The sequence below is a fragment of the Vibrio sp. MOR3 genome (assembly GCF_001557775.1).
Classification (GTDB): domain Bacteria; phylum Pseudomonadota; class Gammaproteobacteria; order Enterobacterales; family Vibrionaceae; genus Vibrio; species Vibrio jasicida.
In genome coordinates this window covers 17,167-30,955 of record NZ_LNRD01000005.1, presented here as the reverse complement: position 1 = coordinate 30,955, position 13,789 = coordinate 17,167, and the positions used below count along the sequence as shown (strand labels likewise).

10 protein-coding genes are annotated in these 13,789 nt (G+C 45.8%); 8 read left to right on the top strand and 2 right to left on the bottom strand.

Annotation, left to right across the window (positions count from 1 at the left end; translation table 11 throughout):
- Window positions 1–9 precede the first annotated feature (9 nt).
- Window positions 10–2,463: a glycogen/starch/alpha-glucan phosphorylase gene (locus ATB76_RS11965; protein ID WP_061035287.1), complete on the bottom strand. Its 2,454-nt coding sequence runs from the start codon at window positions 2,461–2,463 to the stop codon at window positions 10–12.
- Window positions 2,464–3,032: 569 nt separating this feature from the next.
- Between ATB76_RS11965 and malT the strand changes: the two genes are divergently transcribed.
- The 8 genes from malT to sstT all read left to right on the top strand — a co-directional run bounded on the left by malT (window position 3,033) and on the right by sstT (window position 12,695).
- Complete coding sequence (gene malT / locus ATB76_RS11960) at window positions 3,033–5,741, top strand: HTH-type transcriptional regulator MalT (RefSeq protein WP_038881313.1); 2,709 nt, start codon at window positions 3,033–3,035, stop codon at window positions 5,739–5,741.
- Between the two features lie 697 nt (window positions 5,742–6,438).
- The gene (locus ATB76_RS11955) at window positions 6,439–7,356 is read left to right on the top strand and encodes a DUF368 domain-containing protein (RefSeq protein ID WP_038868965.1); all 918 of its coding nucleotides are present in this window, start codon (window positions 6,439–6,441) and stop codon (window positions 7,354–7,356) included.
- A gap of 447 nt (window positions 7,357–7,803) precedes the next feature.
- Window positions 7,804–8,229, top strand: a complete 426-nt coding sequence (locus ATB76_RS11950) for a hypothetical protein (protein WP_005437869.1) — start codon at window positions 7,804–7,806, stop codon at window positions 8,227–8,229.
- Window positions 8,230–8,238: 9 nt separating this feature from the next.
- On the top strand, window positions 8,239–8,850 hold the full coding sequence (locus tag ATB76_RS11945) for an SCO family protein (protein WP_042600539.1): 612 nt from the start codon (window positions 8,239–8,241) through the stop codon (window positions 8,848–8,850).
- Window positions 8,840–9,307: a copper chaperone PCu(A)C gene (locus ATB76_RS11940; protein WP_061035286.1), complete on the top strand. Its 468-nt coding sequence runs from the start codon at window positions 8,840–8,842 to the stop codon at window positions 9,305–9,307. The genes ATB76_RS11945 and ATB76_RS11940 overlap by 11 nt, the downstream gene beginning before the upstream one ends.
- Before the next feature lie 178 nt (window positions 9,308–9,485).
- Complete coding sequence (locus tag ATB76_RS11935) at window positions 9,486–9,788, top strand: glucose PTS transporter subunit EIIB (RefSeq protein WP_038868960.1); 303 nt, start codon at window positions 9,486–9,488, stop codon at window positions 9,786–9,788.
- A gap of 254 nt (window positions 9,789–10,042) precedes the next feature.
- Window positions 10,043–11,119 (top strand): ribosome small subunit-dependent GTPase A, encoded by a 1,077-nt coding sequence (gene rsgA, locus ATB76_RS11930; protein ID WP_061035285.1) that lies wholly within the window; start codon window positions 10,043–10,045, stop codon window positions 11,117–11,119.
- Between the two features lie 358 nt (window positions 11,120–11,477).
- Window positions 11,478–12,695, top strand: a complete 1,218-nt coding sequence (gene sstT, locus ATB76_RS11925; protein ID WP_038868957.1) for a serine/threonine transporter SstT — start codon at window positions 11,478–11,480, stop codon at window positions 12,693–12,695.
- A gap of 94 nt (window positions 12,696–12,789) precedes the next feature.
- Here sstT and iolG read toward each other — a convergent pair whose 3' ends face one another.
- The gene (gene iolG, locus ATB76_RS11920; protein WP_061035284.1) at window positions 12,790–13,776 is read right to left on the bottom strand and encodes an inositol 2-dehydrogenase; all 987 of its coding nucleotides are present in this window, start codon (window positions 13,774–13,776) and stop codon (window positions 12,790–12,792) included.
- Between the last annotated feature and the right edge of the window lie 13 nt (window positions 13,777–13,789).

Below are 13,789 nucleotides of genomic sequence, written 5' to 3'. Positions count from 1 at the left end.
GTATCACTATTAGCGTTTTACCGTCTCAAGTTTCCAGATGTTGTTCACGTAGTCGCGGATAGAGCGGTCTGATGTGAACTTACCAACTAGGGCGGTGTTAAGAATGGCTTTCTTAGCCCAACCCGCTTGGTCTTTGTATTGTTTGCCCATGTCTTCATGCGCTTTCACATAAGATGCAAAGTCAGCAAGACATAGGTATGGGTCACCGCCATCTAGTAGGCTATCAAATGTCGCACGCAACAGACCTGGTTGACCTGGCGTAAACTCTTCGCCTGTTAGTAGGTCTAGAGACGCTTTCAGTAAGTGGTCAGCATTGTAGTAATCGTAAGGGTTGTAGCCAGCTGCTTTCACCGCTTTCACGCCTTCAACATCAAGACCGAAGATGTAGATGTTCTCGTCGCCCACTTCTTCACGAATCTCAACGTTAGCACCATCCATCGTACCGATAGTTAGGGCACCGTTAAGAGCCATCTTCATGTTACCTGTACCAGATGCTTCTTTACCCGCTAGCGAGATTTGTTGTGAAACGTCTGCCGCAGGGATGATGATCTCAGCCATGCTCACGCGGTAGTCAGGGATGAATACCACTTTCAGTTTGTTACCGATACGAGGATCGTTGTTGATCTTCTCTGCAACCTTGTTCACTGCGAACATAATTTCTTTCGCTAGGTGGTAACCCGGTGCTGCTTTTGCTGCGAAGAAACATACACGTGGCTCACACTCGAAACCTGGTTCGTTCAGGATACGGTGGTATAGAGACAGAATGTGTAGCAGATCTAAGTGTTGACGCTTGTACTCGTGTAGACGCTTGATTTGAACGTCGAAGATAGCGTTAGTATCTAGCTCGATACCCATGTTATCTAGAACCCAATCAGCAAGACGCTGTTTGTTTTCTTTCTTAACAGCCATGAATTCTTTTTGGAATTTCGCGTCTGTTGCGTATTTAGCAATGCCTTCTAGCTGCTCTAGTTTCGCAGGCCATTCTGGACCTACTTTCTCAGTGATTAGCTTAGAAAGACCTGGGTTACAGAACTTCAACCAACGACGAGGAGTGATACCGTTCGTTACGTTGTGTAGACGAGTTGGGTACATCTCGTGGAACTCTGGGAATAGGTCTTTCTTAACCAATTCAGAGTGAAGTGCTGCTACGCCGTTCACCGCGTAAGAACCGATTACACATAGGTTAGCCATGCGAACCATGCGGTTGAAACCTTCTTGGATGATAGAAAGCTTCGCTTGCTTCTCACCGTCACCAGGCCACATCTTACGAACTTCTTGTAGGAAGCGGTGGTTGATTTCAAAAATGATTTCCATGTGACGTGGAAGTAGACGCTGGATTAGCGACTCTGGCCATGCCTCTAGTGCTTCTGGAAGTAGCGTGTGGTTGGTGTATGCGAATGTCTTAGAACTGATTTCCCAAGCCGCTTCCCAAGTAAGACCTTTTTCATCCATTAGAATGCGCATTAACTCAGGGATAGCAATGGTTGGGTGTGTATCGTTAAGCTGGATAGTCTCTTGCTTCGGTAGATCCGCTAGAGAGTAGCCTGCAGCTTCGTGGCGACGTAGGATGTCGCGTACAGACGCTGCTGAGTGGAAGTACTGTTGCATTAGACGCAGTGTTTTACCTTTCTCGTGGTTATCGTTCGGGTAAAGCACTTTAGTGATGTTACCTGCGTCGATCAGCGCGTGCTGAGCTTCGAAGTAATCACCGTTGTTAAAGCTTGCTAGTGAGAATGGTGCGATAGCCTGACATTCCCAAAGACGTAGAGGGTAAACCGTGTCCGATTCGTAACCGACGATAGGTAGATCCCAAGGCATTGCTTTTACAGACATGCCAGGAACCCATTTACGAACTTCTTTACCGTTCTCGTTTACCACTTCAACGTGACCGTAGAAACCGATTTCTTGCGCAAGCTCTGGACGAGCCACTTCCCAAGGGTAACCTTCTACACCGCGCCATGCGTCTGGTGCTTCTTGTTGACGGCCGTCTTTGAACGACTGCTTAAATAGACCGTATTCGTAGTGCAGGCCGTAACCTACAGTAGGGAATTCTTGCGCCGCACATGAATCCATGAAACATGCTGCTAGACGACCTAGACCACCATTACCCAATGATGGGTCGCGTTCTTCTTCTAGAAGGTCAGTTAAGTTGTGACCTAGTTCAGCCATTGCTTCAGTGATCTCTTCGTAAAGACCCATGCTGATTAGGTTGTTACCCGTCAAACGACCGATTAGAAATTCTAGAGAAAGGTAGTTAACGCTTTTCGCATTCTTGATGCGAGGATCTTCTTCTGTAGCAAGCAAATCACAAGTCGTGAATTCTGCCAGTGCGCGACCCATTGCTAGGTACCATGCACGGCTATCTGCATTTTCAATCGTGTGTGCATAAGTTACAGATAGATGCTTCTTCACACTCTCTTGGAACGACTTCTTGTCAAATTGTTTTTGTTGAGTTGGTTTCATTAAGAAATTCTCACGTCATTTAGTAATTCATCTGCCATACATCCTGCATTTCCCTCTGTGAATAAACATCCTCCTGTTTCTCCTCCTTCGTGGGAGGAGGGGGTAGGGCGTAGAGGGAGTACCATTGAAAAGTTAGTGATCCAAATCGCAACACAGCTCTCTCTCGTCCTGTTCTTAGTGATTCGGATCACAACCAATCTTGAGAAAGATTAAAATTTGTTCATGACGGTTTTTATGCCCCCTTCCCACTCCAATGTAAAAAGTGTCTAATCGATCACATTACGTCTTTTAACATCGATAATTTTTTCGTAATAGATGTGCAGCTCAAACTACATGAAATCAATACTAGCGACGTTTAAGTGACCAGAATCACAAATACAGGGCGTAGTTGACGGCATTTTCATCAACTCTCGAGAATTAGGAAGTGGATCAAAGTAAGAGGCATTTCTGATGTCGTACCATCCCAAACGACTCACAAGCCTGTACACTTTTCATACAAACTAAAATTTTTAGTGGTGTGGGTCAGTTTTCTAGTTTCGCTAGCTCAAAAAACAAGGACAGAATCAATAATGTGGATTCCATCTAAACTTACTCGTCCGGGTCGTTTGCATAATGCTATCGTCCGCCCACGAGTATTGGACTTACTACAACAAGCGCCTTACTACAAATTAGTACTATTCCGCTCGCCTGCTGGTTACGGGAAAACCACCATGGCGGCTCAGTGGCTGTCAGATAAACCCAATGTCGGTTGGTATAGCATTGACGATAGCGATAACGATGGCTTTCGTTTCGTTAACTATCTACTGCAAGCCTTAAATAAAGCCACCAACTACAACTGCTCTAATGCTCAAAAACTGGCGGAGAAACGTCAGTTCTCCTCGTTGCGCTCTCTATTCAGCGAAGTTTTCGCCGAAATGGCGGATTTTCAGCATGAGTGCTATGTCGTTTTAGACGATTACCATTTGATCACCAACGACGAAATTCATGAGTCAATGCGCTTCTTCTTAAAGCACATGCCAGACAACCTAACCGTGGTTGTGACAAGCCGTGCGGCACCACCTTTGGGTACGGCTAACTTACGCGTACGCGATTTAATGATCGAAATTGGCAACGAAATGTTGGCATTCGATACAGAGGAAACCACACGTTTCTTCAACCAACGTATTGCCGATGGCATTGATGAAGACATGGCAAACAATCTACGTACTTATGTGGAAGGTTGGCCATCCGCGTTGCAATTGATCGCGCTGCAAGCACAACATCAAAACCGCACACTGGCACAAACCGTCGAGTCGGTTTCCCAGTTTAATCATGCGCACCTATGGGATTACCTTGTCGAGGAAGTGTTTGATTTGCTTGATCACGAAACACGCCACTTCTTAATGCAAGTGTCGGTGCTGGACCATTTCAATGATGAGTTAGTTTTCGCACTCACACAGCGTGAAGACGCGCTAGGTATGATTGAATCTCTGAACCGTTATGGTCTGTTCATCTATCCGCTGGAAGGTGAGCAAAACTGGTTCCGCTTCCACAATTTATTTGGCGAATTCCTTTCTCATGAACGTCTTGCTCGAATTCCACAACAAGAAAAAGACCTACATCGTAATGCCGCCGTTGCTTGGTTGAACCAGAAAGCACCGCATCAAGCCATTCATCATGCGCAGAAATCTCATGATACCGACTTGATCGTCGAAATCTTAAATGAATTTGGTTGGAAGATGTTTAACCAAGGTGAGTTAACCACCTTAGAATCGGCGATCAACAAACTGGATAAAGAGTTACTCTTCAGCCATCCAAAACTGTCGATGCTAAGAGCATGGTTGGCACAAAGCCAACACCGTTACAATCAAGTGGGCGAGTTGCTGGCAGAAGCCGAAGAAGAACACACTAAGCGAGATATCGAGTTGGATTCTGGCTACCAAGGCCAAGCCCACGCCCTGCTCGCTCAAGTTGCGATCAACAGCAATCAACCAGAGCGTGCATTGGAACTAGCCGAACTGGCATTGAGTCAACTTGACCCTACCGTGTACCGCAGTCGCATCGTGGCGACATCGGTCGTCGGTGAAGTTAATCACGTATTGGGTAAGCTCGATCGTGCGTTGCCAATGATGCAGCAAACCGAAAAGCTGGCTCGCCAGTATCAGGTTTACCACCAAGCGTTGTGGGCAATCCTGCAGCAAAGCGAAATTATGATTGCGCAAGGTTACGTTCAAGCAGCATTTGAACTGCAAGACTCAGGCTTCCGTCTGATCGAAGACCAGCAGCTACAACACGTACCCCTTCATGAATTCTTGCTGCGTATTCGCGCTCAAGTATTGTGGTGTTGGAACCGTCTGGATGAAGCGGAAGAGTGTGCGTACAAAGGTCTGCAAATTCTGGAAAATCACTCACCAAGCAAGCACTTACATAGCTACTCAATGCTGGCACGTATTGCAATTGGCCGTGGTGAACTCGATAAAGCAGGAAAATTCATTGAGCACATCCAACACTTGATGAAACAGTCTACTTACCACGTAGATTGGACTGCGAACGCCTCACTTTCTCTGATCTTGTTCTGGCAAGCGCGCGGTAACACAGAAGCGATTCAAGAATGGTTGAATACTGCCGTTCGCCCTGAATCCGCATGTAATCACTTCCAACAACTGCAATGGCGTAACATTGCTCGCGCTCATATCAACCTAGGCCAATATGATGAAGCACGTGAGGCACTGAACTTTTTGCAAAGCGAAGCTAGTCGTACGAATTTGGTGACGGATACAAACCGCAACTTGGTTGTAGAGGCTATCTTGGCAGCACGCCAAAAAGACGAAGACCAAGCGAAAGCGCTATTGAAAGAAGCCCTAGTTATGACGAACCAAACTGGCATGGTAGGTAACTTCCTTACTGATGGAGCCACCATTGGTGGTCTGTTAGAGAAGCTAAGTCTTCGTCACGAACTCGGTGACCTAGAACGTCATCGTGCTCAGCAATTGATGAAAGACATTTCATCAAACCAACGCAGTCGTTCTATTCACTTCGATGAAGACTTTATTGAGAAATTGGTGAATCACCCGAACGTACCGGAACTGGTTCGTACAAGTCCACTGACTCAACGCGAATGGCAAGTTCTTGGTCTAATCTACTCAGGCTTTAGCAACGAACAAATCGCGCAAGAGTTGGATGTCGCGGGCACAACGATTAAGACTCACATTCGTAACTTGTACCAAAAGCTCAACATTGCTAACCGTAAGGAAGCCATCGTAACAGCGGAAAATCTGTTGCAGTTGATGGGTTACTGATCGGACTGAATAAATTAGTGCTCGATACTAGGGTTGGCGTTATGCGTCAGCCCTTTTTATTGCTCATTAATCGTTGAAAAGTGCAAATTGCAAAGCACGTAGGAAACGTTGTACATATATACCCGAGTCATTCTCGCAGAATCAAGCATCTCAAGGTTATTTGGGTATACTACAGACAAAAAAATAGCCAACCGCAATTAAGGCGATTGGCTTATGTATGATGTGAACAATGTGTATTCACTAACAACGTCAGTTGGCTAGGTGACCCTCGGCTTAAGAAGGGTCGAAAAGAATTATGCATTAATCATGCCAATTTGAAAAGCTTTATTTTTGGGCACAAGATCTCATATCAGATCAGACCAGAACGGATAAATTTGCAATATGCAAAACCAAAACGCAAAACGCAGTTGCAATACGCAACCATACTTCATAAATGATAAATAAATCATCAAATGGCCAGATTCACGATATTTATTGTTTAGTTTGGATGATTTAGACAGTGTTGCGCCTTTTATATTTCCCCTCTTCACATTGCTAAATCTCGCCTATCGTTCTGTTTTATTTGTTCAAACTCGCGATAGAGTTTGTGTTTCTCCGATAAGCCATCATTTCGAACTCTTCCGAAACACTATTTCATACTTTTTTGACATCAATGTTTGTATACTCACTGCCATCAACATGACTTAGTACTTGAGAAATGAACTATCTAATCACCTACTTTAAAGGAATGGCCATGGGTGCAGCTGATGTTGTTCCTGGCGTATCAGGCGGCACCATTGCATTCATTACCGGCATTTACGACACGCTGCTAGAAAGCATTCGACGTATTAACCCATCACTTTTCTCGATTTGGAAAAAAGATGGCTTCAAAGCCGCATTTAACCATATTAACGGCTTCTTCCTGATTTCATTGTTTGCGGGCATTTTCACTAGTATCGCAACACTGGCAAAACTGATCAGCTGGCTACTAGAAACCCACCCAATTCCAATCTGGTCTTTCTTCTTCGGCCTGATTTTGGTGTCGGTCTACCACATCATTCGCCAAGTAGAGAAACGCGATGCGATTCGCTTTGTTGCCCTCTTGATTGGTATTGGCTTTGCCTACAGCATCACGGTACTAAAACCACTTCACATGGAGCCAACTGCAATCAACACCATTCTTGCAGGTGCGATTGCGATTTGTGCAATGATCCTACCGGGCATCTCAGGCAGCTTTATTTTGCTGTTGATCGGCATGTACGCTCCTGTACTAGGCGCTGTGAAAGGGTTCCAAGTTGATATTCTTGCACTGTTCCTTGTTGGCTGTGTGGTCGGTCTATTGTCTTTCTCTCACCTGTTATCTTGGCTACTGCGCAAATTCCGCGATTTAACTTTGATGTTCCTAACAGGCTTGATGATCGGCACGCTACCGAAGATCTGGCCTTGGAAAGAGACGTTAACATGGCGTACAAACTCGAAAGGTGAACAAGTACCATTGCTAGAGCAAAACCTATCACCGTTTGAGTTTGAGCACATCACGTCTCAACCATCACAACTGGTGTTAGCCGTGATCATGATGCTAGCTGCCATTGCACTGGTACTTGGTTTAGAAAAGTTTGCGGATTCAAACAAATAAATCTGAACCACTATTCCATCATTTAAGAAGCGGAGCCATTGGCTCCGTTTTTTTATTTACGCTTTACAAACGATAAGTTTCAAATAGATAGAAATATACCCAAGTGACTTCAAGATGCAGGATTCAGAGCGTTGTCATGGATTCGAGGTCAAGGAAAACAACGCAGCGTAATAGCCAGCTATTTCCACGTTATTTGACGCAGCAATCGGGTCAATGACACGCTCCCAAAGGGCGAGTTGATTTGGCTTGTATACTTTGTTGTCGATTCTTGATTTAGACCCACCAAACCTTTAAATCGCCGCCGCGTCTACAAACCAAATCATTCTCGCTGAACCAGCATCTCGAGGTTACTTGGGTATAGTGCACAATTTGTTGAAGTTACGAGTTTTCCTACATCCCATCTGTGCTAGGATGCAGACAATGTTAAGTGATAAATACTGAATCTTAATGAAAGTGTTACAAATCGCAGGGATAGCCGTTGCACTGGTTGCTGGCTTTTACGCGCCTACCCTCATCAAAAACTTCTCTTCAGCGCCCGAGCCTAAGTCGCTCGATGAATACTGTTTCCTCTCTACTGAACCTTGCATCCAACATGATGTTGCGATGACGCTTAGCGTCGATACTGCTCAACCTCTGATCCCCGCTCAACTCGAAGTCGAATGGCAAGACAGCGAAGCCGATCAGCTTGTATTAAGTTTGGTTGGTCGAGAAATGGAAATGGGCGAGCCAAAATTCATGCTGAAGAAAGTGGCGCCGGGTAAATTCGTGGGCGACGTGACATTGCCCGTTTGTACACAAGATTCGATGACGTGGGTTGGTGAGCTTTCCGACGGTAAAGACACCATCTACCCAGCCCTCAAAATGCAAAGATAAGGAATTGATATGAGCCGTAATTGGTCTCTTTTTCTCGTGGTTGCTTTTGTCCTCGGCTTTGGTACCAAAACGTATCTAGATGGACAAAAAGACGTAGAGAAAAAACAACAAGTCGCGACCGAACAAAGTGTGTTGTTCGGCGAAGACGATAAACCTGTCGATATCTTCGATACCAGCGATGATCGCATTCGCATTGTTTACTTTGGCTTTACACGTTGCCCAGACGTGTGTCCGACCTCATTAGCCATGCTAGCAGGCGCACTCAATCAAATCGACGATGCGCAAAAAGCACAGTTGCGCCCGATGTTTATCTCGCTTGATCCAGAGCGCGACGAAGCCGATGCATCCGCCAAATACGCGCACTACTTCCACCCTATGATTGAAGGCCTGTCAGCACCGTTGGATGTCACCACCCCACTTGCTCACAAGTACGGTGTTATCTTCCGTAAAACGGAACTCGAAGGTTCTGAGCTGAAATACACTCTCGACCACAGCTCATATTTCTATTTCTTGAAGCCCGACGGCACACTCATCACCAAAGTGCCTCATACCCTAACGCCTGCACCAATTGTCGAGGCGATTTCAAAATTGACAGCAGAAGGAAAAACCAATGAAAGCTAAACAAGCCATCAAGAGTCTGGCACTTACCGCCCTTCTTCTGAGCCCATTTGCTCAAGCAAACTTAAACGTGATGCCTCATGAACCATACGCGCGAGCGATGGCGCCAGGCGCAACGACAAGCGCGGTCTTCGTGACATTCGCTAACCGAAGCCAAGAAGACATCAATATCGTTGCAGCAGAAACACCAGCAGCAGGCAAAGTTGAGCTGCACGATGTGATTAAAGAAGGTGATGTGATGAAGATGCGTCAAGTAGATCACATCACACTAACAGCAAAAGAAACCACCGAGCTAAAACCTGGCAGCCTGCATATCATGCTGTTCGACCTTAAACAGCCGCTTAATGAAGGCGACGAAATCGAAGTCACCGTGACTTACGACAATGCTCAAAAGCAAAGCTTTACCGCACCGGTTAAAAAAGTCATGGCTGGAATGAAAAAGCACGAACATCAGCATTAATTGTTGCTCGGCAAATCAGTTCAAAGCTCCTCCAACGTGAGGAGCTTTTTTATTCCTCTCTCTTTTCTCTGAGCAGCATTCACCAAGCTATCAATGCATAATTTTGTGTCCTAAATCAGAGCGAAACAGCCGCAGCTGAGATATAAACAAGGCTTTGCTGCCAAACGAGTTTCTCGCCATGTTAAAAGCCCTTTCTCGCGTCTTCAAAATGCTGACGCAAGTGAATCCAAATCTGGAACAAGATGTCGACACCGTGATACAAGCTATTGGCGGTTTGGATAACTTGGTCGAAACGGGCGCTTGCGCGACAAGGCTACGCCTAACGTTAAAAAGCACCGCTATCGTGAATCAAAAAGCATTGAAAGAACATGGGGCACACGGTGTGGTGATCATCGATGACCGACATATCCAAATCATCTACGGCGTAAAAGCCAACACCTATTCACAAGAGATGGAAGAACGTCGAATAAAACACATATAAAACGCAAAGGAGTTGTAAGATTCGAATCACAGCCGCTATACTCCGGCCGTTAACTCACCAACAAAGAGGAAATATGATGATTGTAATGAATAACACTAACTGGGCAGTGAAAGGGTAAACGTCCAACTTTTTCTCGTGGCTAAGCCACAGCACCTCCCTTCTTTGCCCGGTTTCCACCGGGGTCAGCTCTATGCGAATTAGACCCTCATACGATTTGTATTAAGGCGCTTTGTGGCGTCTGGGATAATTCAACAATGAATAAAACACATTCTTTTTGTGAAACACTACTTACTCAACCTAACCCGTTAAAGCTATTAGGTTGGAAACCGTTTTTTCAACAACAACTGACGTTAGACGATTATGAAGACACGCTCTTCGCACGAGTGATTGCTCACCATCGCAGTGGCTATGTCGTGGTAAGCGAGCAAGGTGAAACCCATTTGCCTATCCAAGCCTCACTACCCAGCATGACAGTGGGCGACTGGGTGATACTAAACCACCAACAGCAGTTTTCTCGTTTACTTGAACGCCGCAGCTTATTCAGTCGTAAAGCCGCAGGCAGCAAGGTTGCCGAGCAGCTTATCGCCACAAATGTGGATACCGTATTTATCGTTTGTTCAGTCAACCACGACTTTAACCTCAGCCGCATTGAGCGTTATTTAACTTTGGTCAATGAAGCCGATGTTGAGCCCGTGATTGTGCTGACCAAAGCCGATTTATGTGACGATGTCGATGAACTAAAAACTCAGGTGCAAAGGCTCGATCCATTGCTAATGGTCGAAAGCGTAAATGGCCTAGATGAATCGAGCGTAAGCAAGTTAATGAGTTGGTGTGGCGAAGGGCAAACCGTTGCTTTTATTGGCTCATCTGGTGTGGGTAAATCCACTTTAGTGAACACGCTACTAGGCGAACAAGAACAAGAAACAGGTGGTATCCGTGAAGACGACAGCAAAGGTCGACACACTACCACTTCTCGCTCTATTCACTTGTTACCTTCTGGCGGCGTCTTAATGGACACGCCAGGAATGCGTGAGATCCAATTGACCGATTGCGAAGCTGGCGTTAGTGAGACCTTCTCTGATATCGAAGCATTAGCAGAGCAATGCCGATTTGGTGATTGTCAGCATCAAACAGAGCCAGGTTGCGCCGTTCAAGCTGCGATTGAAGATGGCACGTTGGAGATGCGCCGCTTTACTAACTACCAGAAGTTACTGCGCGAACAAGCCCATAACGGCGCGACACTTGCTAAGAAGCGAGCGCAAAGCAAGCAATTTGGAAAGATGGTACGTAATGTCGTCGGAGAAAAGCGAAAACGCCAACAAGGTTACTAAGTTGTAGCATTTAGGTAATCAATAGAACAAAGGAGGCTAACGCCTCCTTTTTTAATAACTTAATGAAAAACCATCATTCATATTTGGCGACACAAATCAACACAAAAGACCAATAATGGCAACATCAAGCAAACATTTAAACTAAGAACAAACTAAAACTAGACACAAAATATTACCAAGCTAAGATATGTGATATTCAGCAAGAATATGGCTGAATTTATAAAAACAGGATAATTGATAATCAGGACGTCTTAGCAACGCAATTCCAACCTTCAGCCCTTGTTTTACGAGGAACATTACGCCGTGTAATGACTGAATTTTGCGCGCTTGCTCAGACATCACATTGCAGGAATGATGTATGCAACACAACAGTCTCGTTGCCCGATATGCTCGCGGTAACCTCGTTCTCCAAATCCTCGTCGGTATCGTCTTTGGTATCTTACTAGCAACAATTTCTCCAAGCCATGCTCAAAGTGTTGGCATGATTGGTAGCCTTTTTGTTGGCGCACTAAAAGCCATTGCTCCGATCTTGGTGTTCATTTTGGTCGCAGCGTCTATCGCGAACCAAAAGAAAAACCAACACACTTACATGCGCCCAATCGTGGTTCTTTACCTAGCGGGTACCTTCTTTGCAGCACTAACCGCGGTATTACTAAGTTTCCTTTTCCCGACCAATTTAACGCTAGTAACCGGTGCTGAAGGTGCAACGCCACCACAAGGTATCGCAGAAGTTCTACAAACCTTGTTGTTCAAACTGGTTGATAACCCAGTAAACGCATTAGTAGAAGCTAACTACATTGGTATTCTTGCTTGGGGTGTTGGTCTTGGTCTTGCACTTCACCACGCATCAGCAACGACGAAAGCGGTATTCGAAGATCTAAGCCACAGTGTTTCTCACATTGTTCGCTTCATCATTCGTCTTGCGCCATTCGGTATCTTTGGTCTAGTTGCATCAACGTTTGCAACAACAGGGTTTGGCGCACTAGCGAGCTACGCACATCTGCTAGCGGTACTGCTAGGTTCGATGATGATCATTGCGTTAGTGGTTAACCCAGCGATCGTATACTTCAAAACGAAAGAAAACCCATACCCATTGGTGTTCCAATGTCTACGTGAAAGTGGCGTAACAGCATTCTTCACACGCTCAAGTGCTGCGAACATTCCAGTGAACATGAACCTATGTAAGAAGCTAGACCTAGACGAAGATACGTACTCTGTATCTATCCCACTGGGCGCGACCATCAACATGGCAGGTGCAGCAATCACCATCACAACGCTAACGCTAGCAGCAGTACACACTATGGGCATCGAAGTTGATCTCATGACAGCAGTACTTCTAAGTATTGTTGCCGCTGTATCAGCGTGTGGCGCATCTGGTGTTGCTGGTGGTTCTCTACTACTGATTCCACTGGCATGTGGTCTGTTTGGTATTTCAAACGACGTAGCAATGCAGGTTGTAGCAGTTGGTTTCATCATTGGTGTGATTCAAGACTCTGCTGAAACAGCGCTAAACAGCTCAACAGACGTTATCTTCACTGCCGCTGTTTGCAAATCAGAACAGCAAAAAACTCAGTAAGACTTAAGCATCAGTAAGATTTACGCATCTTTGGTGTAGGAAATAGAAAGGGGAGCCAATGCGGCTCCCCTTTTTGTTTCCTGTTAAGGGTGACTTACAAACGAACCGTCTTCCCTGTTTGCATCGACTCTAACGCAGCATCCGCTAGCGTCAGAGCAATCTCGCCATCTATGCCAGAGCAGCATGGCGCTTCGCCTTTCAGTACTTCAACAAAGTGTTGCCATTCCGCCACGTAAGCACGCTCATAACGCTCTAAGAAGAAGTACTTCGGTGTTGCGCCTGTTTGCCCTGTTTCTGTACTGCGGCTGACTAGATTTTCAGTTAGATTCGCCACTTGCAGCATACCTTTCTCGCCATGCACTTCGAGACGTTGATCGTACCCGTAACCAGAGCGACGACTGTTATGAATCGTCGCCATCGCGCCAGAAGGGAATGTAAGCGTCAACACACTGGTATCGATATCTCCCTCGTCACCGATGGCATGATCTACCTTGCAACTGCCATGTGCAGTAACCGCGATTGGATCTTCCCCTAAGATAAACCGCGCCATGTCGAGGTCGTGAATCGTCATATCACGGAACATACCACCGGACGACTTACTGTATTGTGCTGGCGGTGGCGCAGGATCACGAGAGGTGATAATTACGCTTGCTGGTTCGCCAATTTGGCCGTCATCCAACGCTTTCTTAAGACTCAGGAAATGCGGGTCAAAGCGGCGATTGAAGCCTAATAAGAAAGGCACTTGATGCTGATTTACTACGCCCAAGCAATCACGTACTCGCCCCAAATCAAGGTCGATTGGCTTCTCACAAAAGATGGCTTTACCTGCTTTTGCTGCTCGCTCAATCAAATCCGCATGAGTGTCGGTTGAAGAGCAAATGCACACCGCATGAACGTCGTCATCCGCCATCGCCTCTTCTACGGTTTGGCGTTTTGTCTGCGGATACTGCGCACAAAACTGATCCGCATAGACTTCATAAGGTTCGATAAGCGAATAAATCGTGGTTTCTGGTGAACGTTCGATATTGACCGCATGGACTTGACCAATTCGACCCGCTCCAAATAAAGCAATATTAAACATAGTAATTCCCTTC